General features: G+C 62.8%; 24 protein-coding genes. 14 read left to right on the forward strand and 10 right to left on the reverse strand.

The features are described 5' to 3' along the window. Positions 1-6 precede the first annotated feature (6 nt). The 9 genes from iolD (at position 7) to J3P85_RS11210 (ending at position 11,020) form a co-directional block, all read left to right on the forward strand. Entirely contained in the window at positions 7-1,938 is a 1,932-nt protein-coding gene (gene iolD, locus J3P85_RS11170) for a 3D-(3,5/4)-trihydroxycyclohexane-1,2-dione acylhydrolase (decyclizing) (protein ID WP_434705824.1), read from the forward strand. 29 nt (positions 1,939-1,967) lie between these two features. Further along, positions 1,968-2,978 carry a Gfo/Idh/MocA family protein gene (locus tag J3P85_RS11175; protein WP_434705825.1) on the forward strand — a complete coding sequence of 337 codons (1,011 nt, stop codon included), beginning with the start codon at positions 1,968-1,970 and terminating at the stop codon, positions 2,976-2,978. 404 nt (positions 2,979-3,382) lie between these two features. Continuing rightward, positions 3,383-4,435, forward strand: coding sequence for a Gfo/Idh/MocA family protein (locus J3P85_RS11180; RefSeq protein ID WP_434705827.1), 1,053 nt, complete (start codon positions 3,383-3,385; stop codon positions 4,433-4,435). A 142-nt stretch (positions 4,436-4,577) separates the two neighbouring features. After that, the gene (locus J3P85_RS11185) at positions 4,578-4,739 is read left to right on the forward strand and encodes a hypothetical protein (protein ID WP_434705828.1); all 162 of its coding nucleotides are present in this window, start codon (positions 4,578-4,580) and stop codon (positions 4,737-4,739) included. A 51-nt stretch (positions 4,740-4,790) separates the two neighbouring features. After that, positions 4,791-5,714, forward strand: a complete 924-nt coding sequence (locus J3P85_RS11190) for a sugar ABC transporter substrate-binding protein (RefSeq protein WP_434705829.1) — start codon at positions 4,791-4,793, stop codon at positions 5,712-5,714. Between the two features lie 73 nt (positions 5,715-5,787). After that, positions 5,788-7,341: a sugar ABC transporter ATP-binding protein gene (locus J3P85_RS11195; protein ID WP_186729056.1), complete on the forward strand. Its 1,554-nt coding sequence runs from the start codon at positions 5,788-5,790 to the stop codon at positions 7,339-7,341. 144 nt (positions 7,342-7,485) lie between these two features. Next, positions 7,486-8,508, forward strand: coding sequence for an ABC transporter permease (locus J3P85_RS11200; RefSeq protein WP_186710404.1), 1,023 nt, complete (start codon positions 7,486-7,488; stop codon positions 8,506-8,508). A gap of 327 nt (positions 8,509-8,835) precedes the next feature. Further along, a complete protein-coding gene (locus tag J3P85_RS11205; RefSeq protein ID WP_003202859.1) occupies positions 8,836-9,240 on the forward strand; it encodes a TraR/DksA family transcriptional regulator in 405 nt (134 codons plus the stop codon). A 175-nt stretch (positions 9,241-9,415) separates the two neighbouring features. Then, positions 9,416-11,020, forward strand: a complete 1,605-nt coding sequence (locus J3P85_RS11210; RefSeq protein ID WP_434705830.1) for a methyl-accepting chemotaxis protein — start codon at positions 9,416-9,418, stop codon at positions 11,018-11,020. A gap of 199 nt (positions 11,021-11,219) precedes the next feature. On the opposite strand, the gene J3P85_RS11215 is transcribed toward J3P85_RS11210, so the two are convergent. The 3 genes from J3P85_RS11215 to J3P85_RS11225 all read right to left on the reverse strand — a co-directional run bounded on the left by J3P85_RS11215 (position 11,220) and on the right by J3P85_RS11225 (position 12,132). Further along, complete coding sequence (locus J3P85_RS11215) at positions 11,220-11,456, reverse strand: DUF2789 family protein (protein ID WP_434705831.1); 237 nt, start codon at positions 11,454-11,456, stop codon at positions 11,220-11,222. Positions 11,457-11,540: 84 nt separating this feature from the next. Beyond that, a complete protein-coding gene (locus J3P85_RS11220) occupies positions 11,541-11,771 on the reverse strand; it encodes a hypothetical protein (RefSeq protein WP_250965570.1) in 231 nt (76 codons plus the stop codon). Between the two features lie 124 nt (positions 11,772-11,895). Continuing rightward, a complete protein-coding gene (locus tag J3P85_RS11225; protein WP_434705832.1) occupies positions 11,896-12,132 on the reverse strand; it encodes a hypothetical protein in 237 nt (78 codons plus the stop codon). Positions 12,133-12,559: 427 nt separating this feature from the next. On the opposite strand from J3P85_RS11225, the gene J3P85_RS11230 reads away from it, so the two are divergent. The 3 genes from J3P85_RS11230 (at position 12,560) to J3P85_RS11240 (ending at position 14,740) form a co-directional block, all read left to right on the forward strand. Then, a complete protein-coding gene (locus tag J3P85_RS11230; RefSeq protein WP_053122788.1) occupies positions 12,560-13,009 on the forward strand; it encodes a hypothetical protein in 450 nt (149 codons plus the stop codon). Between the two features lie 154 nt (positions 13,010-13,163). Continuing rightward, positions 13,164-14,174: an ABC transporter substrate-binding protein gene (locus J3P85_RS11235; protein ID WP_434705833.1), complete on the forward strand. Its 1,011-nt coding sequence runs from the start codon at positions 13,164-13,166 to the stop codon at positions 14,172-14,174. 128 nt (positions 14,175-14,302) lie between these two features. Next, positions 14,303-14,740, forward strand: a complete 438-nt coding sequence (locus J3P85_RS11240) for a DUF3995 domain-containing protein (RefSeq protein WP_434705834.1) — start codon at positions 14,303-14,305, stop codon at positions 14,738-14,740. Between the two features lie 185 nt (positions 14,741-14,925). On the opposite strand, the gene J3P85_RS11245 is transcribed toward J3P85_RS11240, so the two are convergent. The 7 genes from J3P85_RS11245 to J3P85_RS11275 form a co-directional block, all read right to left on the reverse strand. After that, positions 14,926-15,279, reverse strand: a complete 354-nt coding sequence (locus J3P85_RS11245; RefSeq protein ID WP_434705835.1) for a Na+/H+ antiporter subunit G — start codon at positions 15,277-15,279, stop codon at positions 14,926-14,928. Then, the gene (locus J3P85_RS11250; protein ID WP_018612749.1) at positions 15,276-15,554 is read right to left on the reverse strand and encodes a K+/H+ antiporter subunit F; all 279 of its coding nucleotides are present in this window, start codon (positions 15,552-15,554) and stop codon (positions 15,276-15,278) included. The genes J3P85_RS11245 and J3P85_RS11250 overlap by 4 nt, the downstream gene beginning before the upstream one ends. Continuing rightward, positions 15,551-16,039, reverse strand: a complete 489-nt coding sequence (locus J3P85_RS11255) for a Na+/H+ antiporter subunit E (protein WP_411384988.1) — start codon at positions 16,037-16,039, stop codon at positions 15,551-15,553. The genes J3P85_RS11250 and J3P85_RS11255 overlap by 4 nt, the downstream gene beginning before the upstream one ends. Beyond that, positions 16,036-17,721, reverse strand: coding sequence for a monovalent cation/H+ antiporter subunit D (locus J3P85_RS11260; RefSeq protein WP_434705836.1), 1,686 nt, complete (start codon positions 17,719-17,721; stop codon positions 16,036-16,038). Before J3P85_RS11260 ends, J3P85_RS11255 begins: the two co-directional genes overlap by 4 nt. Next, positions 17,718-18,062 (reverse strand): Na+/H+ antiporter subunit C, encoded by a 345-nt coding sequence (locus J3P85_RS11265; protein WP_003202835.1) that lies wholly within the window; start codon positions 18,060-18,062, stop codon positions 17,718-17,720. Before J3P85_RS11265 ends, J3P85_RS11260 begins: the two co-directional genes overlap by 4 nt. Further along, entirely contained in the window at positions 18,062-20,986 is a 2,925-nt protein-coding gene (locus J3P85_RS11270) for a monovalent cation/H+ antiporter subunit A (RefSeq protein ID WP_434705838.1), read from the reverse strand. The genes J3P85_RS11265 and J3P85_RS11270 overlap by 1 nt, the downstream gene beginning before the upstream one ends. A gap of 361 nt (positions 20,987-21,347) precedes the next feature. After that, positions 21,348-22,352 (reverse strand): DMT family transporter, encoded by a 1,005-nt coding sequence (locus J3P85_RS11275; RefSeq protein ID WP_434576540.1) that lies wholly within the window; start codon positions 22,350-22,352, stop codon positions 21,348-21,350. Between the two features lie 12 nt (positions 22,353-22,364). Here J3P85_RS11275 and J3P85_RS11280 point away from each other — a divergent pair, with 12 nt between their 5' ends. Continuing rightward, on the forward strand, positions 22,365-22,928 hold the full coding sequence (locus tag J3P85_RS11280; protein ID WP_434705839.1) for a helix-turn-helix domain-containing protein: 564 nt from the start codon (positions 22,365-22,367) through the stop codon (positions 22,926-22,928). 17 nt (positions 22,929-22,945) lie between these two features. Then, positions 22,946-24,388 (forward strand): FAD/NAD(P)-binding protein, encoded by a 1,443-nt coding sequence (locus J3P85_RS11285; protein WP_434705841.1) that lies wholly within the window; start codon positions 22,946-22,948, stop codon positions 24,386-24,388. Positions 24,389-24,486: the final 98 nt, after the last annotated feature.

A 24,486-nucleotide genomic window follows, 5' to 3' on the forward strand; every position in this document is an offset into this window, starting at 1 on the left:
GCAAGCATGACCACAACACGACTGACCATGGCCCAGGCCCTGGTGAAATTCCTCGATAACCAGTACATCGAAGTCGATGGCGTCCAGAGCAAGTTCGTCGCCGGGGTCTTTACCATTTTCGGCCACGGCAACGTGCTGGGGCTGGGCCAGGCGCTGGAGCAGGACAGCGGCGACCTGGTGGTCCACCAGGGCCGCAACGAGCAGGGCATGGCCCATGCCGCCATCGGGTTTGCCAAGCAGCATCTGCGGCGCAAGATCTACGCCTGCAGTTCGTCGGTCGGCCCCGGTGCGGCGAACATGCTGACCGCCGCTGCCACCGCCACGGCCAACCGCATTCCGCTGCTGCTGTTGCCCGGCGATGTCTACGCCAGTCGCCAGCCGGACCCGGTGCTGCAACAGATCGAGCAGTTCCACGACCTGAGCATCAGCACCAACGATGCGTTCAAGGCCGTGAGCAAATACTGGGATCGCATCAACCGCCCCGAGCAATTGATGACCGCCGCGATTCACGCGATGCGGGTGCTCACCGACCCGGCCGAAACCGGCGCGGTGACCCTGGCGCTGCCCCAGGACGTGCAAGCCGAAGCCTACGACTACCCGGATTACTTCCTGCAAAAACGCGTGCACCGCATCGACCGCCGGCCGGCCACCGAAGCGATGCTCGGCGATGCCCTGGCGTTGCTCAAGGGCAAGCGCAAGCCGTTGATCATCTGCGGTGGCGGCGTACGCTACTCCGGCGCCAACGTCGCGCTACAGGCGTTTGCCGAGCGCTTCGAGATTCCCTTTGCCGAGACCCAGGCCGGCAAGAGCGCGGTCGTGTCCAGCCATCCGCTGAACGTCGGCGGTGTCGGCGAAACCGGTTGCCTGGCGGCGAACCTGCTGGCCAAGGAGGCCGACCTGATCATCGGCATCGGCACCCGCTACAGCGATTTCACCACCGCGTCGAAGTGGCTGTTCCAGCACCCCGAGGTGCAGTTTCTCAACCTCAACATCAGCCCGTGCGATGCCTTGAAACTCGACGGCGTGCAGCTGTTGGCCGACGCCCGTTCGGGCCTGGAAGCCTTGTCGGCCGCGATGGGGGATTATCGTGCCGAATGGGGCGGGCAGGTTGCCGATGCGAAGGCCCAGCTCGATGCCGAAGTGGACCGTATCTACCAGGCGGATTACCAGGCCGAGGATTTCGTCCCGGAAATCAACGACCACATGGACCCGGCGGTGTTTCGCGAATTCATCGAACTCACCGGTTCCTGCCTGACCCAGAGCCGCGTGCTCGGCACCCTCAACCAAGCCTTGGCGGATGACGCCATCATCGTCGCCGCCGCCGGCAGCCTGCCCGGCGACTTGCAGCGCAGCTGGCGCAGCAAGGGCGTCGACACTTATCACGTCGAGTACGGTTATTCGTGCATGGGCTACGAGGTCAATGCCGCCCTGGGCGTGAAGCTCGCCGAGCCGGACAAAGAGGTCTATGCGTTGGTGGGCGACGGCTCCTACATGATGCTGCATTCGGAACTGGCGACCTCGATCCAGGAGCGCCGCAAGATCAACGTGGTGCTGTTGGACAACATGACGTTCGGTTGCATCAACAACCTGCAAATGGAACACGGCATGGACAGCTTCGGCACCGAGTTCCGCTTCCGCAACCCCGAGACCGGCAAGCTCGACGGCGCCTTCGTGCCAGTGGATTTCGCCATGAGCGCGGCGGCCTACGGTTGCAAGACCTACAAAGTGAAGACGCTGGATGAGCTGCACGCAGCCCTGGCCGATGCCCGGCGCCAGACGGTCTCGACGCTGATCGACATCAAGGTTCTGCCCAAGACCATGATCCACAAATACCTGTCGTGGTGGCGGGTTGGCGTGGCGCAAGTGTCCACCAGCGCCCGCACCGATGCCGTCGCCAAGACCCTCAACGAACGACTGGCCAAGGCCCGTCAATACTGATTGCCCCAACCCTACGAAAGGAGTTCCAAATGTCTTTGAAGCTGGGCGTCATCGGCACCGGGGCCATCGGCCAGGACCATATCCGTCGTTGCAGCCAGACCTTGCTCAACAGCCAGGTGGTGGCGGTGACCGACATCAACCTCGCTCAGGCGGCGAAGGTGGTGGCCGACTTGAAATTGACCGCCGAGGTGTACCCCGACGGTCATGCATTGATCAAGGCGCCGGACGTGGAGGCGATCCTCGTCACCTCCTGGGGCCCGAGCCATGAAGAGTTCGTGCTGGCGGCCATTGCGGCGGGCAAGCCGGTGTTCTGTGAAAAGCCCCTGGCGGTCACGGCCGAAGGCTGCCGCAAGATCGTCGACGCCGAAGTGGCCTATGGCAAGCGCCTGGTGCAGGTCGGTTTCATGCGTCCGTACGATGAAGGCTATCGCGCGCTCAAGGCGGTGATCGACAGTGGCCAGATCGGTGAACCGCTGATGCTGCACTGCGCCCACCGCAACCCGAGCGTGGGCGAGAACTACAAGACCGACATGGCGATCACCGACACCTTGATTCATGAACTGGATGTGTTGCGCTGGCTGTTGGCTGATGACTACGTCTCGGTGCAAGTGGTGTTCCCCCGCAAGACCAGCAAGGCCCTGGCCCACCTGCGGGACCCGCAGATCGTCCTGCTGGAAACCGCCCGGGGCACGCGCATCGACGTCGAAGTGTTCGTCAACTGCCAGTACGGCTACGACATCCAGTGCGAAGTGGTGGGGGAGACCGGCATCGCCAAGCTGCCGGAACCGTCCCAGGTGCAACTGCGCAGCGGCGCCAAGCTGTCCAATGCGATCCTGATGGATTGGAAGGACCGCTTCATCGCCGCCTACGACGTCGAGTTGCAGGCGTTCATCGATGGCGTGCGCGCCGGGCAAGTGGGCGGACCATCGGCCTGGGATGGGTTTGCCGCGGCGGTGGCGGCGGATGCTTGTGTCGAGGCGCAACAGAGCGGGCAGATCGTCAAGGTCGACTTGCCCGAGCGCCCGCGTTTTTACGGCTAGATTCATTCTCTGTGGGAGCGAGCTTGCTCGCGATAGCGGTGGGTCAGTCAATACAATGCTGGCTGATCCACCGCCATCGCGAGCAAGCTCGGCTCCCACAAGGGATTTGTGGTGAACAGAGTTCCCGCAGTCACCAGGGAACAAACTGTGGGAGCGAGCTTGCTCGCGATAGCGGCGGGTCAGTCGACACAATGCTGGCTGATTCGCCGCCATCGCGAGCAAGCTCGGCTCCCACAAGGGATTTGTGGTGAACAGAGTTCCCGCAGTCACCAGGGAACAAACTGTGGGAGCGAGCTTGCTCGCGATAGCGGTGGGTCAGTCAATACAATGCTGTCTGATCCACCGCCATCGCGAGCAAGCTCGCTCCCACAGGGCCCGGCGTTATTTCCAGATAAGGAGCTTTCATGCGAATCGGACTAGTCGGCTACGGCAAGGGTGGGCGGTTCTTTCATGCGCCGCTGATCAGCAGCCTGCCAGGGGCTACGTTTGTCGGCGTGGTGACGCGGTCCGCCGAGCGCCGTCAACAATTGACCAGCGATCACCCGGATGCCCAGGCCTTCGACACCCTCGAACAATTGCTGGCGGCCGGCGTCGACGCGGTGGTGGTGTCCACCCCTTTGGACGGTCGCCCGGCCATTGTGATGCAGGCTATCGAACTCGGCGTGGCGGTGGTCAGCGACAAACCATTCGCCCCTGACGCCGCCCAGGCCGAGGCCATGGTGTTGGCCGCCGAACAACGCGGCGTGCCGCTGAGCGTGTACCAGAACCGTCGCTGGGATTCGGATTTCCTGACCCTGCGCAAACTGCTGGCCTCTGGTGCCCTCGGGCAAATCATCCGTTTTGAATCCAGTGTCGAGCGTTATTCGCCAACGTCGGTGGGCAAAGGCAGCGGCGGCGGGTTTCTGCGCGACCTCGGCAGCCATCTGGTGGACCAGGCGCTGCAATTGTTCGGCCCGGTGGTGCGGGTCTACGCCGAGCTGGATTATCGGCAGCCGAACCAGGTGTTCGACAACGGCTTCTTCATGTCCCTGACCCATGCCAGCGGCGTGATTTCCCACTTGAGCGGCAATTGCGTGCAAAACGCAGCGCGCCCGCGTTTTCGGGTCAACGGCACCCAGGGCTGCTACACCGTCGAAGGCCTGGACGGGCAGGAGGCCCAGGCGCTGGCCGGCTTGAGTCCGGCTACCGAGGGCGAGCGCTGGGGGGCGGAAGAACATCGACGCTGGGGCTGGTTCGAACACGGCACCGAGCGCGAGCGGGTGACTTCCGAACGTGGCTGCTGGCTGGCGTTCTACCAACAACTGCAAAGCGCGTTGCAGGACGCTGGCCCGCTGCCGGTGGAGGCCCGTGATGCCTTGGCCACCACGCGTATCCTCGACGCGGCCAGGCAAAGTGCCGAGCAGGGCGAAGTGGTGGGTTTATCCACGCCTGTGGGGCATGGAATAAAAAACGAATAAAATTCTAAAATCAGTTGATATGGAAAATATTTTCCAATAAAGTCGATTCCAGGTTACCGACAACCCTGTCTGCCTCCTGCCAAGCCAGCCTTGAACGGACGACAGACGAAACAAAAACAAGAAACACAGCTAGGTACCGTCGATGAAAACCTTCAGCCGCTCTGCGTTTCACCTGCCACATCTGCCACATCTGCTGCGCCTGTCCGCAGTCCTTCCCCTGTTCGAATCCCTGTGTATCCAGCGCAAGGGCGCCATGGTCTGTTGCATGCCCGGCGCGCCTATCGTGCGTTTGCCCCGTTCCTGATCCGTCACGCCTTATCCATAAAACCAACAAAAAAGTGGAGAAAGACCGTTCATGAAGACCAAGACCCGTATCGCCTCGCTGGCCCTGTCGTTGATGCTCACCAGCGGCGCTGCCCTGGCGGACCTGAAGATCGGCGTCAGCATGTCCCAGTTCGATGACACCTGGTTGACCTACCTGCGCGAATCCATGGACAAGAAAGCCAAGTCCTTGCCCGATGGCGTCACCCTGCAGTTCGAAGATGCGCGCAGTGACGTGGTCAAGCAACTGAGCCAGGTGGAAAGCTTCATCAGCCAGAAGGTCGATGCGCTCATCGTCAACCCGGTGGACACCGCCGCGACCCAGCGCATCACCAAGGCCGCGGTGGCTGCCGGTATCCCACTGGTGTACGTCAACCGTCACCCGGACGATCCGAAATTGCCGGAAGGGGTGGTCACCGTGACCTCCGATGACCTCGAAGCCGGGCGCATGCAGATGCAATACCTGGCCGACAAGATGGGCGGCAAGGGCGACATCGTGATCCTGCTGGGTGACCTGGCCAACAACTCCACCACCAACCGCACCAAGGGCGTCAAGGAAGTGCTGGCCAAGTACCCGGGTATCAAGATCGAGCAGGAGCAGACCGGCACTTGGTCGCGGGACAAGGGCATGACCTTGGTCAACGACTGGCTGACCCAAGGCCGTGAATTCAATGCGGTGGTGTCCAACAACGACGAAATGGCCATCGGCGCCGCCATGGCCCTCAAGCAAGCGGGTAAAGAGAAAGGCAGCGTATTGATTGCCGGGGTCGATGGCACGCCGGACGGTTTGAACGCCATCAAGAAAGGCCAAATGGCGGTCTCGGTGTTCCAGGACGCCAAGGGCCAGGCCGATGGCTCCATCGACACGGCGGTCAAAATGGCCAAGGGAGAGAAAATGGCGTCCGTCGTGGTGCCGTACCGCCTGATCACGCCGGAAAACGTCGATCAGTTCAAGTGACGTTCAACCCGGTCCCACCACAACAATAAGCAGGCAAGGTTGCAACGCCACCTTGCCGAGGGAGTACCTGATCATGTTCGCTTCAGCGACTGCTTCGAGCGCCCCGGCCATGACTTTCCAGCCGGACGTATTACTTGATGAGCCGTACCTGCTGGAAGTCGTCAATGTCAGCAAGGGCTTTCCCGGTGTGGTGGCCTTGTCCGATGTTCAATTGCGGGTGCGCCCCGGCTCCGTGCTGGCCCTGATGGGTGAAAACGGTGCGGGCAAATCCACCTTGATGAAAATCATCGCCGGCATCTACCAGCCGGACGCCGGCGAGCTGCGCCTGCGCGGCAAACCGGTGACGTTCGACACGCCGCTGGCGGCGTTGCAGGCCGGTATCGCGATGATCCATCAGGAACTGAACCTGATGCCCCACATGAGCATCGCCGAAAACATCTGGATCGGCCGCGAGCAGCTCAACGGCCTGCACATGGTCGACCATGGCGAAATGCACCGCTGCACCGCCCGGCTGCTGGAGCGCCTGCGCATCAAGCTCGACCCCGAGGAGCAGGTGGGCAACCTGAGCATTGCCGAGCGGCAGATGGTGGAGATTGCCAAGGCCGTCTCGTATGACTCCGACATCCTGATCATGGATGAGCCGACTTCGGCCATCACCGAGACCGAAGTCGCCCACCTGTTCTCGATCATTGCCGACCTCAAGTCCCAGGGCAAAGGCATCATCTACATCACCCATAAGATGAACGAAGTGTTCGCCATCGCCGATGAAGTGGCGGTGTTTCGCGACGGCGCCTATATCGGCCTGCAACGGGCCGACAGCATGGACGGCGACAGCCTGATCTCGATGATGGTCGGGCGTGAGCTGAGCCAATTGTTCCCGGTGCGCGAGCAACCCATTGGTGAGTTGGTGCTGTCGGTGCGCGACCTGAGCCTGGACGGCATCTTCAAAGGCGTGTCCTTCGACCTGCATGCCGGGGAGATCCTGGGCATCGCCGGGTTGATGGGCTCGGGCCGGACCAACGTGGCCGAAGCGATTTTCGGCGTGACCCCGAGCACCGGCGGCGAAATCCTCCTGGACGGCCAACCGGTGCGCATCACCGACCCGCACATGGCCATCGAGAAAGGCTTCGCGCTGTTGACCGAGGACCGCAAGCTCAGTGGCCTGTTCCCGTGCCTGTCGGTGCTGGAAAACATGGAGATGGCCGTGCTGCCCCATTACGTCGGCAACGGCTTCATTCAACAGAAAGCCCTGCGCGCCTTGTGCGAGGACATGTGCAAGAAGCTGCGGGTCAAGACCCCGTCGCTGGAACAGTGCATCGACACCTTGTCCGGCGGCAACCAGCAGAAAGCCTTGCTGGCGCGCTGGTTGATGACCAATCCACGCATCCTGATCCTCGACGAGCCGACCCGCGGCATCGATGTCGGCGCCAAGGCCGAGATCTACCGGCTCATCGCCTATCTCGCCAGCGAAGGCATGGCGGTGATCATGATTTCCTCGGAGCTGCCGGAAGTATTGGGCATGAGCGACCGGGTCATGGTGATGCACGAAGGCGACCTGATGGGCACCCTCGACCGCAGCGAAGCGACCCAGGAACGCGTGATGCAACTGGCCTCGGGCCTGTCCTGATGCCTTTCGGCTCAGGTAAATAAAGTCGAGCGAATGTGGCGAGGGAGCTTGCTCCCGCTGGGGCGCGAAGCGGCCCTGTGTCGGCTCGCTATGCGGCCCAGCGGAGCACGTTCCCTGGCCACGGATCAAAAAAGGTGATTGGCTATGAACGCGATACTGGAAAACAAACCCGCGGCAGCACCGAACAGGACCCGGCGGCGGTTGCCGACGGAACTGAGCATCTTCCTGGTGCTGATCGGCATCGGCCTGGTGTTCGAAATGTTCGGCTGGATCATGCGTGACCAGAGTTTCCTGATGAACTCCCAGCGCCTGGTGCTGATGATCCTGCAAGTGTCGATCATCGGCCTGTTGGCCATCGGCGTGACCCAGGTGATCATCACCACCGGCATCGACCTGTCGTCCGGCTCGGTGCTGGCGCTGTCGGCGATGATCGCCGCCAGCCTGGCCCAGACCTCGGACTTCGCCCGGGCGGTGTTTCCCTCGCTGACTGACTTGCCGGTGTGGATACCGGTGGTGGCGGGGCTCGGGGTCGGGCTGCTGGCCGGGGCGATCAATGGCAGCATCATCGCCATCACCGGCATCCCGCCGTTCATCGCCACCCTCGGCATGATGGTCTCGGCCCGAGGCCTGGCGCGCTACTACACCGAAGGCCAGCCGGTGAGCATGCTGTCCGATTCCTATACCGCCATTGGCCATGGCGCGATGCCGGTGATCATCTTCCTGGTGGTGGCGGTGATCTTCCACATTGCCCTGCGTTACACCAAGTACGGCAAGTACACCTACGCCATTGGCGGCAACATGCAGGCGGCGCGCACATCGGGCATCAACGTCAAGCGCCACTTGGTGATCGTCTACAGCATTGCCGGGTTGCTCGCGGGGTTGGCCGGCGTGGTGGCCTCGGCGCGGGCGGCGACCGGGCAGGCGGGCATGGGCATGTCCTATGAACTGGACGCGATTGCGGCGGCGGTGATCGGCGGCACCAGCCTGGCGGGTGGGGTGGGGCGCATCACCGGGACGGTGATCGGGGCGCTCATCCTCGGGGTGATGGCCAGCGGCTTTACCTTCGTCGGGGTCGACGCCTACATCCAGGACATCATCAAGGGCTTGATCATCGTGGTGGCGGTGGTCATCGACCAGTACCGCAACAAGCGCAAACTCAAGCGCTGATAGCCGAAAGTTGCGACAAAGCGCCACGCCTGACCCGCGTGGCGTAGCCATTTGTCTTCTTAATACAGCAATTGCACCGAATTTCTTGTTATAAACGCACTCCGATGACTGCCAAAAGCCTGTCAGAGAACATTTGAGGGGGTTGTCGGACATTTTCCCTATGTTTTCAGTTGCTGAGGCCTCGACTCGGCCTTAGACTGCCGCCCCTCGTAAATTGAGTGCCGGGTGGCGCTTGGAATAGACGGCGCCTTTCCCGATGAGCGTGGCAGCTGCGCTGCGGGACGCTCCATAATTCGCCTTAATGCACGTTTTTTTATAGAGAAATCAATGACAAAGGAAAAGTTGCTGGCCATGCCGGCGGATGACTACATGAATGCCGAGCAGCTGGCTTTCTTCACCAAGCTGTTGCAGAACATGAAAGTCGAAACCCACGAGCGCATCGAACAGAACCGAATCGCCATTGAGAGCCTGGACACCCCGGCCGACCCGGCGGACGCTGCTTCCGTAGAAGAAGAGCGTACCTGGCTGGTCAACGCCATCGATCGCGACCAGCGCATGCTGCCTCAACTGGAGCAGGCCCTGGACCGCATCAACGACGACAGCTTCGGCTGGTGCGACGACAGCGGCGAGCCGATCGGCCTCAAGCGCCTGCTGATCAGCCCGACCACCAAGTACTGCATCGAAGCCCAGGAACGTCACGAACAGATCGACAAGCACCAGCGTCAGGCCTGATTCGCGTTGTTCAAAAAGATCGCGACCTTTTGACGAAGGCCGCGATCTTTTGCTTTCGCCTACCTGTTCGTCTACTCCCGTTGACCTGCTGCAAGAACACGACTAATGGACCATGGATAATGGCTCGGTAGTGGCGTTTAATGCGGTCATAACAACGAGAATGTGGGTGACGAACATGGCGACAGACGGAACGCTGGCGGGTGCGGTGCCGGCCTCGGTAGCCGAAACAAACGGCGCGGCGCGCTGGCTGACGCCGACCTTGCAGAGCCTGGCCCTGGCCTTGCTGCTGTGCGGCATGGCTTTGGGCGGCTGGTCGCTGTACCTGGGCCTGCCGCTGGTGATGCTGATCGTCTGGTTGCCGCGCCTGCGTTCACGCATGGCCGCGGCAGCCGCACCCAGCACCGACACCCTGGCCGAGTTGACCCGCGACTTGTCCTACACCACCAGCCATAACGCCCTGTCGGCCGCCGGTGTTGCCTATTCGGTCAAGCAACTGGCCGGCAAGGTCCAGTCCCAACTCGATGCGGCGGCGCAGATCGTCAGCAATGCCGAATCGATGATCGCCACTGAACAGGCCACTTCACAACTCAGCCAGCAAGCCCTGGGCGCCGCCAGCGAGGCCCATCGCAGCAGCGTGGCCGGGCGCAGCGAACTGGTGGAGTCCATCAGCCGCATGCACCAGCTCAGCCAGCGGGCGAATGACAGCCGTGAATTGATCGAAGCCCTGAGTGTACGCAGCGATGAAATCCAGCGGGTCAGCCTGGTGATCCAATCGATCGCCAGCCAGACCAACCTGCTGGCGCTGAACGCGGCCATCGAGGCGGCCCGGGCCGGTGAGCATGGCCGTGGGTTCGCGGTGGTGGCCGATGAAGTTCGCGGCCTGGCCGGGCGTACCGCCGCGGCAACCGGCGAAGTCGGGGTGATGGTGGCCGACATCCAGCAGCGCACCGCCCAGGTGGTGGAGCAGATCCGCCAACTGGCCGCCGACCTGGACAGTGGCGTGCAGCAGGTCGAGCACACCGGCCAGCACCTGGAGAACATCGCCCGGCTTGCAGAAGGCGTTGAAACCCAGGTCGGTGCCATTGCCCAGGGCACTGACACCAATCGCGAACAACTCGACAGCCTGTTCCACGCCATCGAGCAGATGCGCAGCGACCTGTCCATCAGCGATCAGCAGACCCAGCGCCTGGCCGAGGCGGCGGTGCAGATGGAAGGTCAGGCCGAAACCATCAGCGAACGCCTGGCCGAGGTGGGCCTCGACGATTATCACCAACGGGTCTACGACCTCGCGCGGGAAGGGGCGAGCCAGATCGCCGCGCAGTTCGAGGCCGATATCGACCAGGGCCGTGTCAGCCTCGAGGACTTGTTCGACCGTAACTATCAACCGATCCCCAATACCCAGCCGGCCAAATACCAGACCCGCTTCGACCGCTACACCGACCAGGTCCTGCCGGCGATCCAGGAGCCGCTGCTGGCCCGTCACGAGGGCCTGGTGTTTGCGATTGCCTGCACTCAGCAGGGTTATGTGCCGACCCACAATAAGGTCTTCAGCCAGCCGCTGACCGGCGATCCCCAGGTGGACACGCTGAATAACCGCACCAAGCGCAAGTTCTCCGATCGCACCGGGATCCGCTGCGGCAGCCACCAGCAACCGGTGCTGCTGCAGACCTACACCCGGGATACGGGGGAGTTGATGCATGATCTGTCCGTACCGATCATGCTCAAGGGACGTCATTGGGGCGGCTTGCGCTTGGGCTACAAACCCGAGAAGCCGCGCTAGACCTCAGCGCCACGGATGTGACAAGGAAGCTTTTGTGGCGAGGGAGCTTGCTCCCGCTGGGCTGCGCAGCAGCCCCAAAGGCTGACCCCCCTCAACCTGACCCACCGAGGCGGCAGGTCCAAGGGCTGCTGCGCACCCCAGCGGGAGCAAGCTCCCTCGCCACGAGAGCGGTGGTGAATGCTATTAATGGGCCTTGCCGCTACTTGCCGTCGTGCAGGCGCACATTCAGTTGGTCCACCAGCACGGCTTCTTCGCCGTCGGCGAGCAGCCATTCCTGGAGCAGCTCTTTCTGCTGGTCCGACCAGAACTCAGCCTCCACCAGCTTGATTTCCGGGGGCAGTGGGTGGGCCACGATAAAATCGTCAATGGCCTTGCCATCGGAGGGCAGGCCGAGTTGGTCGAACAGGGTCTTGAGGTCGTGGGAAGGCTGTTCCATGGAAGTCTCCTCTGGTCGGCGCCGTCATGGCGCGTCTGTGCTTCCTTTATCTGAGGCAAGCGCTTATCAGGAGTTCGATTGGAATCAGGCTTTCAAGGCGCCTTCGTCCACGGCGGCCTTCAGCGCCCTGGCCGCTTCCCTGGCAGCCTCGGCAGCGATTTGCGAAGTCTTGAACCAGCGATCCTTTTCCACCTGGTGGCAAGTGACGGTGGTCAACGGCGGCTTGGCACGCATTACGATGACCGCTTGGAACTCGCCTTCGACTTCCCTGGCCTCGCCCCGGATAAAAAATTCGCCAATATCAAATTCCGTCACGTCGCGCCTGCTCCTCAAAATCATTATGGGTGCGCGATCCGCCATTGGACGACGATCTTCGCTGGACGGGCAGTATGGCAGCAGTTGCCCGTCGGCGGCTGAGTTAAGTCATTGACCGAGGCATTCAGGCGCTCTGTTCGAGACGCCTGGCCAGGTGACAGGCCTCGTTATGGTCGGTTCGGAATCCTCTTACACGTCCAGTCGATGTTTCTTCTATATGAAAAAAACACTTGCCGGCCAAGACCACCCGGTAACGCGGTTGAATCAACGAAATTGGCAGGCGATCGACACCGTCAAAGCTGTTGGCTGCTTCAGCGATGCAAGGGGCGAAGAGGTGGGGCAGGGGAGGGAAAGCGATCATTATGAATTCCTTTTTATGATTTACCGACGAATTGCCGGCGACTTCGAGTAGTCTCCACGCCTTGAGCTGCTCTAGAATCGGCAGAGCCGTGTGGACGGTTGCGCCTATCTAAAGCAATTTTTTTTGGGCTCGATGTCAGAAAAATGCTTTTTTAAGTGAGAAATTTCCCTAAAGTTAGTAGTCCCATCTTTTCCGATGCTCAGAGTGGCGTTTTCCTTCAGCCTCTGGCGACTCCCCGGGAAAGACGGCGAGAGCGGCAACCTTTAGTCTGCTCTCGGCCCGGGACAGGGCGCGCCGTTCATTTCGAATTTCAGTGACAGGTCCATTACGACATTACAGTCGGTACGGGTTCTCGTGGTCCGTCCTTTGCGCGGGGCGGGTCTTTTTCAAAGATGGGGATGTTTCCTTGGCAGTAAGTAATCTCGACATGCATGCGTTATTTGTACTTGGTGACCTGCGGGCAAAACTGGTCAAACAATTCCAGTCACGTTTCGTCTACATCACCGAGCAGACCGCCGAAGGTATTTATGTTGCCGAAATCGACACCGAATCGGCCCTGGTGGTCGATGACAAACCCAGGCTGGAGCTCAAGGTCGGTGATCATTTTCGCGCCGCGGTATTGCCCAGTCGCGAAGGCGGCAAGTTTGAAATCCGCTTTCGCGAAATCAAGCTGACGGTCTATGGCCTTGGCGATTACGCCTTCGTCACGACTCCCGGTGGCCAGGCCATCCTGTTCAAGGAAGGCCACAGCGTAGTGACCGTGTTCGCGGCCAACGAACAGCTACAGGAAGGCTTGACCAAGACCTTGAAAGCGGTAACCGCCAAGGCCGCCAAGTGGCGCAAGGGCGAACTGGTCACTTTCAAGGCCAGTGAGTGACCGTTTCGGCGCCTGTGCACCCAAACCGCTGACAGTTTTGCAAGATCTCGCTGGAACCTCGGCTACAGTCAATTGACTGAACTATTCAGGGGCTTGCGTTTCGTTACGCAGGGCCGTTCAGGGATTGCTGTTTATCTGGCATGAGGTGCAAAGCATGAGACGAGTTCGACAGTGGCTGGCTGCCTGGGCCACCTTCGCTGTGTTGGTTTCACCCCTTCCGGCGTCGGCCGCCACAGCGCCGATCCACTTTGCCGACTTGAACTGGGAAAGCGGCAGCCTGATCACCGATATCCTGCGGGTCATCGTCGAAAAGGGCTATGGGTTGCAGACCGACACCTTGCCCGGCACCACCATCACCCTGGAAACCGCCCTGGCCAATAACGATATCCAGGTGATCGGCGAGGAATGGGCCGGCCGCAGCCCGGTGTGGGTCAAGGCCGAGGCCGAAGGCAAGGTGGTCGCCTTGGGCGATACGGTCAAAGGCGCGACCGAAGGCTGGTGGGTACCCGAGTATGTCATCAAGGGCGACCCGGCCAAGGGCATCAAGCCCCTGGCGCCGGACCTGCGCAGCGTCGAAGACCTGGCGCGCTACAAGCACGTGTTCAAGGACCCGGAAAGCCCCGACAAGGGCCGCTTTCTCAACAGCCCCATCGGTTGGACCTCCGAGGTGGTCAACAAGCAGAAGCTCAAGGCCTATGGCCTGTCCGACAGCTACGTGAATTTTCGCAGCGGCTCGGGGGCGGCGCTGGATGCGGAAATCAGCTCGACGATCCGCCGGGGCAAGCCGATCCTGTTTTACTACTGGTCCCCCACGCCGCTGCTCGGGCGCTTCAAGCTGGTGCAGTTGCAAGAGCCGCCTTTCGATGCCGAGGCCTGGAAAACCCTGACCGACGCCGACAACCCCAACCCGAAGCCGACCCGCTCGCTGGCCTCGAAACTGTCGATTGGTGTCTCCGCACCGTTCCAGAAGCAATACCCGGACATTGCCGAGTTCTTCAGCAAGGTCGACTTGCCCATCGAGCCGTTGAACAAGGCCCTGGCCGACATGAGCGAGAAACGCACGCCACCCCGTGAAGCGGCCGAGGCGTTCCTCAAGGCCCATCCTGAGGTCTGGCAGGCCTGGCTGCCCAAGGAGGTGGCCGACAAGGTGTCTGCCAGCCTCTAGTGCCAGCGGGTTGAACCCTTGATCCTGGGCAATGAATCAATCACTGGAAACTGGCAACCTGCGCCCGTCCAGCGAAATGCCAAATTCGAGCTAGGATGATTGTTCAACCTTTTTCAGGAGGCTGGCGAATGACGCTTTTATTGGCTCGGTCGCTGGTCGCAGTGTTTGCGACCATCAGCTTGATTCATATGTATTGGGCCTTGGGCGGGCGGTGGGCGGCCCTGGCGGTGGTGCCCCAGGTGCCGGTGAAGCAGGGAGACGCGTTGCGACCGGCGTTCGACCCCTCGGGCTGGCTGACGTTGCTGGTGGCCCTGGCGCTGCTGATGATTGCGCTGCTGGTGTGCCTGCGGGTCGGCCTGCTGGCCCAGCCGGTCACCCATCGGGCGTTGCAGTGGCTGATCAGCGCGATTGCCTTGCTGATGTTCGCCCGGGCCATTGGCGAGTCGAACCTGGTGGGTTTCTTCAAGGAGGTCAAGGGCTCGACCTTCGCCAGGCTCGACACCTGGATCTATTCGCCGTTGTGCGTGGTGCTCGGGGCCGGGTTGTTGACGGTGGCGTGGGCCTGATTCACGCCGTCACCCGGCCGAACACAGTTGTGGCGAGGGAGCTTGCTCCCGCTGGAGGGCGCAGCCCTCCTAAAAAGCTGAACACAAGTCAGCCTGACACACCGAGGTGACAGGTCTTGGGGCTGCTGCGCACCCCAGCGGGAGCAAGCTCCCTCGCCACAAAAGCTGTAGCGGCGAGATGTCTGTCAGTCGGTCCGGCGACTGCTCACTTCCGCCGGCACATCATCCCCCGCCATGCGCTTGCGGAACAGTGCCGCCCGGGCCAGCAGCAGGGTGGTCACCGGTACCGTGATCGATAGCAGGATCGGGATCAGCCAGGCGTGCAACACCGGCCCGGACTTGAGCGCCGAAAAGTACACGATCGAGGCCAATGCCACGCACCAGGCGCCCAATGTGGAGGCCAGGGCTGGTGGGTGCATGCGCTGGAAATAATCCTTCAAGCGCACCAGGCCGATCGCCCCGGCCAGGGCGAAAAAGCTGCTGAGCACCAGCAGGATCGCCACCGGGATTTCCACCCACATCGACAGTTCGCCGGTCATTCGATCACCTCGCCACGCAACAGGAACTTGGCCAGGGCAAACGAGCCGACAAAGCCGAACAGGGCGATCAGCAGCGCCGCCTCGAAATAGGTGTCACTGGCATATCGGATGCCCAGCACCAGCATCATCAGCATCGCCACGATGTACAGGTAGTCCAGGGCCAGTACCCGATCCTGGGCCGACGGGCCCTTGAACAGTCGCCACAGGGTCAACACCATCGCCAGGGAGAGCAGGAACAGGCTCAACAGGATCGCATTGGACAGCAACGGGCTCATTCGAAAATCTCCATCAAGGGGCGCTCGTAGGTGGCCTTGAAGTGCGCGATGAATGACGCCTCGTCCGGCAGGTCGAACACGTGCAGCAACAGGATGCTGCGATCCAGGGCCAGTTCCGACCAGACGGTCCCGGGAACCACCGTGGTGATCATCGACAGCGCGGCCAGGCCGTTGGCATCGCGCAGGTCCAGCGGCACCTTGATGAATCGCGAGCGAGGCGGCCGGCGCCCGGCGTTCAGCACCCCCCAGGCCACCGCCAGGTTGGACACCAGCACGTCGCGGCCTACCAGCAGGAACAGGCGCAACACCACCCACGGCCGGCGGATACGGATGGGCCGCGGGCGCAGTGGACGCATCAGCAACGGGGCCAGGAACCCTAATGCAGCGCCCAGCAGCAGATGGCCGGCGCTGACGGACACGTTCAGCACCAGCCACAGCAGCCACAACGCCAGGGACAGCCACGGGGCGGGAAACAGGCGTTTCATGGCTGTACCTCCTGCAACGCGGCGCGGGCTTCGGGGCTGGGCACGGCGCGGGTGGCGAGTACCGACATTACGTAATGTTCCGGGGTGTTCAGCGCGTCGGCGGCCGACTGGGTATAGCGCAGCAACGGCTCGGCCTTGAAGGTCAGGGCGATGCCCAGGCCCAGCAGTACGACGATCGGCAGGCATTCGAACGGCCGCAGCAACGGCGACGGGCGTTCCTGAGGTGTCCAGAAGCGTTGGATGCCCAGGCGCGAGAAGGCGATCAATGAGGCCAGCCCCGACAGGATCAGCAGCGCCAACAAGCCCCACGCCTGGTTCGACACCGGCGCCCCGGCACTGGCGCCGAATCCTTGGGGATTGAGCAAGGCGCTCAGCAGGCTCAGCTTGCCGATGAACCCCGAGAGCGGCGGCATGCCGATGATCAACAGCGCGCAAAAGATAAAGCTCAAGCCGAGGAAGGCCATGGTCCAGGGAATCACTTGGCCGACCACGACTTTCTGCTCGTCATCGAGGTTGATGCCCTTGGGCGGCTGCAAGGATTCCAGCGGCCGCGGCAAGGTGTCGAAGTCGTCGTCCAGGGACAGTTCATTGGCCGAGCGCGAACGTTCGATCAGCTCCGCCAGCAAGAACAGCGCGCAGAGCGCCACGGTCGAGCTCACCAGGTAGAACAGCGCCGCGCCCACCAGGTTCGGTTGGGCGAAGCCGATGGCCGACAACAGGATCCCCGCCGAAACCAGGATGCTCAGGCTCGCCATGCGCTCCAGGCGTTGGGCCGCCAGAATGGCGATGGCGGCGCAGACGATGGTCGCCATGCCGCCGTAGACCAGCCAGTCGGCGCCGAAATACGCCGAGGCGCCGGCCTGGCCGGAGAACAGCAGCGTCCACAGGCGCAGGATCGTGTAGACGCCGACCTTGGTCATGATCGCGAACAGCGCCGCCACCGGTGCGCTGGCGGCGCTGTAGGCCGGCACCAGCCAGAAGTTGAGCGGCCACATGCCGGCCTTGGCCAGGAACGCCACCGCGAGGATGCCGGCGCCGGCGTGCAGCAAGCCGCGGTCGGCCTCCGGCACCAGCGGGATCTTCAGGGCCAGGTCGGCCATGTTCAGCGTGCCCGTGACGCCGTAGATCAGCGCCGCGCCGATCAGGAACAACGACGAGGCCAGCAGATTGATGGAAATGTAATGCAGGCCCGACGACACCCGCGCCCGGCCCGAACCGTGCAGCATCAAGCCATAGGAAGCCGCCAGCAGCACTTCGAAGAACACGAACAGGTTGAACAGGTCCGCGGTCAGGAAGGCGCCGTAGAGGCCCATCAGCTGGATCTGGAACAACGCATGGAAACTGGCGCCGGCGCGGTCCCAGCGGGCCATGGCGAAGAGCAGGGCGCTGACGCCGATGATGCCGGTCAGGACCAGCATCAGCGCCGACAGGCGATCGACCACCAGGACGATGCCGAACGGCGCCTGCCAGTTGCCCGGCAGGTACACACCAATGGACGCGGGCAGGGCCTGGCCCTGGGTCCAGCGCAGCAATAGCACGGCGATGCCCAGGCCCAGCAGGCTGGACAACAGATTGATCCGGGCCTTGAGCGGGCGGTGCTTCTCGCCCAGCATCAGCATCAACGCGGCGGTCAGCAGCGGCAGCAGGATGGGCGCGGCGATCAGATGAGGCGTCAACATCATTCCTTGGGCTCCCGGCCGTCCACGTGGTCGGTACCGGTCAGCCCCCGGGAGGCCAACAGCACCACCAGGAACAGCGCGGTCATGGCGAAGCTGATCACGATGGCGGTCAGCACCAGTGCCTGGGGCAGCGGGTCGGTGTAGTGCAGCAGGTCCTGGGGCACGCCGTCCTTGATGATCGGCTCCTTGCCGATGAACAGGCTGCCCATGCTGAAGATGAACAGGTTGACGCCGTAGGACAGCAGGCACAGGCCCATGACCACCTGGAAGGTCCGTGGCCGCAACACCAACCAGACACCGGAGGCGGCCAGTACGCCGATTGCGATTGCGATGACTTCTTCCATCAGGCAGTGGCTCCTTTGACGGTGGCGACGGGTTTGGGTTGCAGGCCCGGTTTATGGGCCCGGACCGACTGGTGCGCCAGGGCGGTGAGGATCAACAGGGTGGAACCGACCACCACCGCGTACACGCCGATATCGAAGAACAGCGCGCTGGCCAGGTGGATATCCCCCAGCAGCGGCAGTTCGAGATGCCAGGTGTGGGTGGTCAGGAACGGATACCCCACGGCCATCGCCCCCAGGCCGGTGGCGGTGGCGAACAACAGCCCGGTGCCCATCCAGCGCAGCGGTCGCAGGCTCATTTGCGCCTCGACCCACTGAGTGCCGGCGACCATGTATTGGAGGATGAACGCGACGGACATCACCAGCCCGGCCACGAAGCCGCCACCGGGTTGATTGTGGCCGCGCATGAACAAGTAGAACGACACCACCAGGGCGATCGGCAGCAGCAGGCGCACCAGCACCGACGGCACCATCATGAAACCCAGGGCGGTATCGCTGGCATGGCGCGGGTTGACCAGGTCGGTGACCACGTCCGGCGCCAGCAGGCGCTGTTGCGCTGGTAGCTGCATGCTTTCCTTCGGTGGACGGAAACGTCGCAACAGGGCGAACACCGCCAGGGCCACTGCCACCAGCACGGTGATTTCCCCCAGGGTGTCGAAGCCCCGGAAATCCACCAGCATCACGTTGACCACGTTGCTGCCGCCGCCTTCGGGCAAGGCCCGGCTCAAGTAGAACGACGAAATGTCGTTGGGCGTCTGCCGCGTGAGCATCGCGTAGGACAACAGCGCCATGCCGCCGCCGACGGCGATGGACAGCAGCAAGTCCCGCACGCGCCGGATACGCGCGCGCCGCTCGCTGTTGGGCAGCGGCGAGACGTCCTCGATCCGCCGTGGCAGCCAGCGCAGGCCCAGCAGGATCAGCACCGTGGTGACCACCTCCACCACCAGTTGCGTCAAGGCCAGGTCAGGAGCCGAGAACCAGACGAAGGTCACGCAGGTCATCAGGCCGCAGACGCTGACCATGGTCAGGGCCGCGAGCCGGTGATACTTGGCCTGCCAGGCCGCGCCCAGGGCGCAGGCGATCGCCAGCAGCCACAGGGTCACGAAGACGATGGAGCCGGGAATCTTCGGCCGGTCGCCCCAGACCAGCGTGCTGTGCAACATCGGGATCAGCCCGGCCAATACTGCCGCCAGCACCAGGAAAAACAGTTGGGCTTGCAGGCGCCGGGTGCTGATCCTGCGCTCCAGTCGCCGGCCCTGGCGCATCATCAGCACCAGGCAGCGCTCGAACAGGCGCTTGCCGCTGAGCCGGCCAATGAACGGCGGATGCTTGATGTGCCCTTGGCGGAACTGCTTGCGCAGCAACAGGTACAGGACGATGCCGCCGGACATGGCCACAAGGCTCATGATCATCGGCGCGTTCAGGCCGTGCCAGATCGCCAGGCTGTATTCCGGCAGCGTGCCGCCCACCACCGGCAACGCGGCGGCGGCGAGCAACGAGCCGACCACCTGGGCCGGAAAGATTCCCACCAACAGGCAGGTGAACACCAGCAACTCCACTGGCGCGCGCATCCAGCGCGGCGGTTCGTGGGGGGTATGGGGCAGGTCGCTGGCGGTGGGGCCGAAGAACACGTCCACGGTGAAGCGCAGGGAGTAGGCGACGCTGAACGTCCCGGCGATGGTGGCGATGATCGGCAGCGCCAGCTCGACCCAGGCCGTGGCGGAAATAAATACGGTCTCGGCGAAGAACATTTCCTTGGACAGGAAACCATTGAGCAGCGGCACCCCGGCCATCGCCGCGCTGGCGACCATGGCCAGGGTCGCGGTGAACGGAATCAGCCGCACCAGGCCGCTGAGCTTGCGAATGTCCCGAGTGCCGCTTTCATGGTCGATGATCCCGGCGGCCATGAACAGCGACGCCTTGAACGTGGCATGGTTGAGAATATGGAACACCGCCGCCACGGCCGCCAGCGGACTGTTCAGGCCCAGCAGCAGGGTGATCAGCCCGAGGTGGCTGATGGTGGAGTAGGCCAAAAGGCCCTTGAGGTCATTCTGGAACATCGCGCAGTAGGCGCCCAGCAGCAACGTACAGGCCCCCGCGCCGCTGACGATGTAGAACCATTCTTCACTGCCCGACAGCGACGGCCATAACCGCGCCAGCAGGAACACCCCGGCCTTGACCATGGTCGCCGAGTGCAGGTACGCCGACACCGGCGTGGGGGCGGCCATGGCGTGGGGGAGCCAGAAATGAAAAGGGAACTGAGCGCTTTTGCTCAATGCGCCGATCAGGATCAGCGGCAGCAGGATGGGGTAGAGGGCGTGGTCACGAATCAGGTTGCCGGCGGCCAGGACCTTGTCCAGTTCATAACTGCCCACCACATGGCCGAGCAGCATCACCCCGGCCAACAGGCAAAGCCCGCCGGCGCCGGTCACCATCAAGGCCATGTAGGCACCGCGTCGAGCGTCGGCGCGGTGATGCCAGTAGCCGATCAGCAGGAACGAGAACAGGCTGGTCAGTTCCCAGAAAAACACCATCTGGATCAGGTTGCCGGAGATCACCAACCCGAGCATGGCGCCCATGAACGCCAGGAAAAAAGCAAAGAAGCGTGGCACTGGATCGTCCGGCGACATGTAGTAGCGGGCGTACAGCGACACCAGCGTGCCGATGCCCAGCACCAGCAACGAAAACAGCCAAGCGAAACCGTCCAGGCGCAGCACGAAATCCAGGCCCAGGCTGGGCAGCCATGTGTAGCGCTCGGTGATCACGCCACCGTCGGCGATCTGCGGGTACAGCAAGGCCACCTGAACCGTGCCGGCCAGGGCGACGAGGCCGGCCAGCAGTGATTCGGCGTTACGGGCGTTATGCGGCAGCAGCGCCGCGACACAGCTGCCGATGAAGGGCAAAAGCAATAGAACTATCAGTGACATAGGCTTCTATTCGGCGGAAGGTTGTGAGGGATCATACGTGGCGTATTCCCGATCACCAACCGCAAGGGTGTCGCAGAATCCTACAAGGTAGGCGGAGTTTTCTGACTTTGCGTGTTTGGGGCAGGGGACACCGCTCAGGAATCAGCACGCGTATTGGAGCCGCTGGGGCGAGGTCCTGCGCAATGGCGCGCTTTATCCCTGTGGCGAGGGAGCTTGCTCCCGCTGGGCTACGCAGTAGCCCCGAAACCAGTCACCCGGGTGTGTCAGGTTGATTGCATTCGGCTTCCTTGGGGTCGCTGCGCAACCCAGCGGGAGCAAGCTCCCTCGCCACAGGTTCAATCACCATTGCCGGTAACCGGCCTCACTGTTCCCGCTCAAGCCCTTCATCCACTTCGACAACACCTTTGCTGCGGGTCTTCAGCTCACTGACAATCACCGCCGCCACGATCAGCGCCGCGCCGAACAATGCAATCGCCGGCAGCCGCTCGCCCGCCAGGCGCCCGGCGATGCCGGCCCACACCGGCTCACCGGCATAGATCAGCGTGGCGCGGGTCGGCGAGACGCTTTTCTGTGCCCAGTTCATCGCCACCTGGATCGCTGCGCTGGCGGCCCCCAGGCCCACGGCGCTGACCAGCAGCAACATGGAAAAATCCGGGATCGCTTCCTGGGTCGGCACCACCATCAGGAACGCCAGCACCGCCGTGCTCGCCAGTTGCACCACGGTCACTCGGCGCACATCGACCTGGCCGGCATAGGCGCTGATCAGGATGATTTCGGCGGCAATCGCGATGGCGCTGATCAGCGTGGCGATTTCACCAGGGCTGAAATTCAGCGAGGCCCCGGCCGGACCGGACACCAGCATCAGCCCAGTGAACGCCAGCATGATGCCTATGCTCGGCATCAAGCCTGGCCGCCGGCCCAGCACCAGCCATTGCAACAAGGGCACGAACGGCACGTAGAGGGCGGTGATGAACGCCGACTGGCTGCTGGGTATGGTTTGCAGGCCGACGGTCTGCAAACCGTAGCCGAGCATGATCGCCACGCCGATGAAGCACCCGGCCTTGAGTTCGAACAGCGTCAGCTCACGCAGATGCCGCCAGGAGAACAGCGCGACAAACGCGGCCGCGGCAGCGAAACGCAGGCCTACGAAAAACATCGGCCCGCTGACCGTCATGGCGTGCTGCACCAACAGGAAAGTCCCGCCCCAGATCATGGTAATCAGCACCAGCACGCATTCGGCCTTGCTGAACCTTGAGAAACGGGAGGAAGCTTGGGGGGAATTCACCGATGCCATGACCTTGCGCGCCACTTGAGGCGGACGCACAATGCGCCCGAAGTTGGGCAGTATAATGCGCAACCCTGCCATGTGAGCAATATAGTGCACAAAGAATCCGGCCAGCGGGCCTCCGTCCTGCAACACGTCAGCCAGAACATCCGTCGTCTGCGGCATGCCGCCGAGCTCAGCCAGGCGGCGCTGGCCGAGCTGTCGGGGGTCAGTCGGCGGATGCTGGTGGCCATCGAGGCCGGCGAAAAGAACGTCAGCCTGACGACCCTGGACCGGGTCGCCGAAGCCCTCGATGTCGCCTTCAGCGACTTGATCCAAGCCCCCGAAGCCCGCGACTCGAGCCGCATCAACGAACTGGTCTGGGCCGGTGTGATCCCGGGCAGCAAAGCTGTGTTGCTCGCCAAGGCCACCGCCAGCCGTGAGGTAGAACTCTGGGAATGGCGGCTGGAGCCGGGCGAGCATTACCATTCCGAGTGCGACGCGGATGGATGGAGCGAACAACTTTATGTATTCGAAGGCTGCCTGACGTTGCTGCTGGGCAGCGAAGAGCGCCGCATAGGCGTTGGTGAGTTCTTCATGTTCGCCAGCAACCAGCCCCATGCCTATCGCAACGATGGCTCGGTGGCGGCGAGATTCGTACGCAACGTGGTGATTTGATGCCTGGGGAGAGCGGTATGGACACAGCGCTGGAGCGACAGGGGAGCGGCCTCATCCGCGAAGCCGACATCCTGATCATCGGTGGCGGCCTGAGTGGTGCCATGCTGGCTGCGCAGTTGCTGCGCCTGCCGGGCCGGCGCGAAGTGCTGATCGTCGAACCGCGCAGCGAACTGGGCCGGGGCGAGGCCTACAGTGCCGTGGAACTGGGTCACACCTTGAACGGCAACGCGGCGCGCATGAGCGTCGACCCGGACAACGCCGATGACCTGACCCAATGGCTCACCGCGTTCATCGAGGCCGGCGGCTGGCCCGAGTCGGATCAGCAGCACGTGCCCATCAGCGAGTTGTTTCCACCCCGAGGGATGTTTGGCCTCTATGTGCAGCAACGTCTGGCCGAGGCTCGTGAGTTGGGCGCACAAAATGGCTCGACCGCCGAGCACGTGCGCGGGGAGGCCGTGGACCTGCGGCTCGCCGACGACGCCGTGATGGTGACGCTGGACGACGGCCAACGCTTGCGTGGCCGTTTTGCAGTGCTGGCCACCGGCATGTTCCCGGCGGCCCGCACTCCACAAACCGAATCCAGCGGCTTGAACGCCGCAGCCCTCGATCCTTGGGACGTCGCTGCGATGCGCCAGCTCGATCCACAGTCCACGGTGCTGATCATCGGCTCGGGGCTGACCATGGTCGACGCCGTGGTGTCGCTGGAACAGGCCGGCCATCGCGGGCCGATTGAAGTGTTTTCCCGCCATGGCCTGTTGCCCCATGTGCGCCGCCAGCCACCCGCCTGGGTGGATTTCCTCGCCGAAGATCACAGCCTGCGTTCGCCACGCCAGTTGATGCGCGCCCTGCGCGAGCAATGCCGCCAGGCCCAAGCCCAAGGGATCGACTGGCAGGCGCCGCTGGACACCGTACGCGCGCACATCGGGCGCTTGTGGAATCAGGCCAGCGATGTGCAGCGCCGGCAATTCGTGCGGCATGTGCGGCCGTGGTGGGAGAGTCATCACCATCGCTCGCCACCGTTGAGCGCGGAACTGGTGGCGCGCCTGCATGGGGAAGGGCGGTTGCGGATTCAGGCGGCGTCGTTCAAGGGACTGGCCGCGTCTGGCGAAGGATCGGTAGCGATCAATATTCGTCGACGGGGCGAGGCTGGATTGGAAGTGGTGCAGGGCGCCGCGTTGATCAACTCCAGTGGCATCGAATATGACTGGCGTCGTGTTGCGCGACCGTTGCCACAACAGTTGCTGGCTCGAGGATTGATCCAACCGGGGCCGTTGGCTTTGGGCATCGCCGCGCGTGCTGATGGTGCGGTACTGGATGCCGAAGGCGAACCGGCCAGCTGCCTGTTCGCCATGGGCCCGCCGCTGCGGGGGATGTGGTGGGAAAGCACTGCGGTGACTGATGTGGCGAGCCAGGCCAAGGCGTTGGCAGTAAGGCTAGTTGAATTGCAAACCCTGCGTTGAACCCTGTGGCGAGGGAGCTTGCTCCCGCTGGGTTGCGCAGCAACCCCAAAGAAGCCAAATGCAATCAACCTGACACACCGGGGTGAATGGTTTTGGGG

Source organism: Pseudomonas sp. Z1-12, assembly GCF_051132015.1.
GTDB classification, from domain to species: Bacteria; Pseudomonadota; Gammaproteobacteria; order Pseudomonadales; family Pseudomonadaceae; genus Aquipseudomonas; species Aquipseudomonas zanjanensis.

Bases quoted from the DNA above. Each gene is read 5' to 3' on its own strand.
- iolD (WP_434705824.1), top strand. From the start codon at position 7: ATGACCACAACACGACTGACCATGGCCCAGGCCCTGGTGAAATTCCTC.
- J3P85_RS11175 (WP_434705825.1), top strand. From the start codon at position 1,968: ATGTCTTTGAAGCTGGGCGTCATCGGCACCGGGGCCATCGGCCAGGAC.
- J3P85_RS11180 (WP_434705827.1), top strand. From the start codon at position 3,383: ATGCGAATCGGACTAGTCGGCTACGGCAAGGGTGGGCGGTTCTTTCAT.
- J3P85_RS11185 (WP_434705828.1), top strand. From the start codon at position 4,578: ATGAAAACCTTCAGCCGCTCTGCGTTTCACCTGCCACATCTGCCACAT.
- J3P85_RS11190 (WP_434705829.1), top strand. From the start codon at position 4,791: ATGAAGACCAAGACCCGTATCGCCTCGCTGGCCCTGTCGTTGATGCTC.
- J3P85_RS11195 (WP_186729056.1), top strand. From the start codon at position 5,788: ATGTTCGCTTCAGCGACTGCTTCGAGCGCCCCGGCCATGACTTTCCAG.
- J3P85_RS11200 (WP_186710404.1), top strand. From the start codon at position 7,486: ATGAACGCGATACTGGAAAACAAACCCGCGGCAGCACCGAACAGGACC.
- J3P85_RS11205 (WP_003202859.1), top strand. From the start codon at position 8,836: ATGACAAAGGAAAAGTTGCTGGCCATGCCGGCGGATGACTACATGAAT.
- J3P85_RS11210 (WP_434705830.1), top strand. From the start codon at position 9,416: ATGGCGACAGACGGAACGCTGGCGGGTGCGGTGCCGGCCTCGGTAGCC.
- J3P85_RS11215 (WP_434705831.1), bottom strand. From the start codon at position 11,456: ATGGAACAGCCTTCCCACGACCTCAAGACCCTGTTCGACCAACTCGGC.
- J3P85_RS11225 (WP_434705832.1), bottom strand. From the start codon at position 12,132: ATGATCGCTTTCCCTCCCCTGCCCCACCTCTTCGCCCCTTGCATCGCT.
- J3P85_RS11230 (WP_053122788.1), top strand. From the start codon at position 12,560: ATGCATGCGTTATTTGTACTTGGTGACCTGCGGGCAAAACTGGTCAAA.
- J3P85_RS11235 (WP_434705833.1), top strand. From the start codon at position 13,164: ATGAGACGAGTTCGACAGTGGCTGGCTGCCTGGGCCACCTTCGCTGTG.
- J3P85_RS11240 (WP_434705834.1), top strand. From the start codon at position 14,303: ATGACGCTTTTATTGGCTCGGTCGCTGGTCGCAGTGTTTGCGACCATC.
- J3P85_RS11245 (WP_434705835.1), bottom strand. From the start codon at position 15,279: ATGACCGGCGAACTGTCGATGTGGGTGGAAATCCCGGTGGCGATCCTG.
- J3P85_RS11250 (WP_018612749.1), bottom strand. From the start codon at position 15,554: ATGAGCCCGTTGCTGTCCAATGCGATCCTGTTGAGCCTGTTCCTGCTC.
- J3P85_RS11255 (WP_411384988.1), bottom strand. From the start codon at position 16,039: ATGAAACGCCTGTTTCCCGCCCCGTGGCTGTCCCTGGCGTTGTGGCTG.
- J3P85_RS11260 (WP_434705836.1), bottom strand. From the start codon at position 17,721: ATGATGTTGACGCCTCATCTGATCGCCGCGCCCATCCTGCTGCCGCTG.
- J3P85_RS11265 (WP_003202835.1), bottom strand. From the start codon at position 18,062: ATGGAAGAAGTCATCGCAATCGCAATCGGCGTACTGGCCGCCTCCGGT.
- J3P85_RS11270 (WP_434705838.1), bottom strand. From the start codon at position 20,986: ATGTCACTGATAGTTCTATTGCTTTTGCCCTTCATCGGCAGCTGTGTC.
- J3P85_RS11275 (WP_434576540.1), bottom strand. From the start codon at position 22,352: ATGGCAGGGTTGCGCATTATACTGCCCAACTTCGGGCGCATTGTGCGT.
- J3P85_RS11285 (WP_434705841.1), top strand. From the start codon at position 22,946: ATGGACACAGCGCTGGAGCGACAGGGGAGCGGCCTCATCCGCGAAGCC.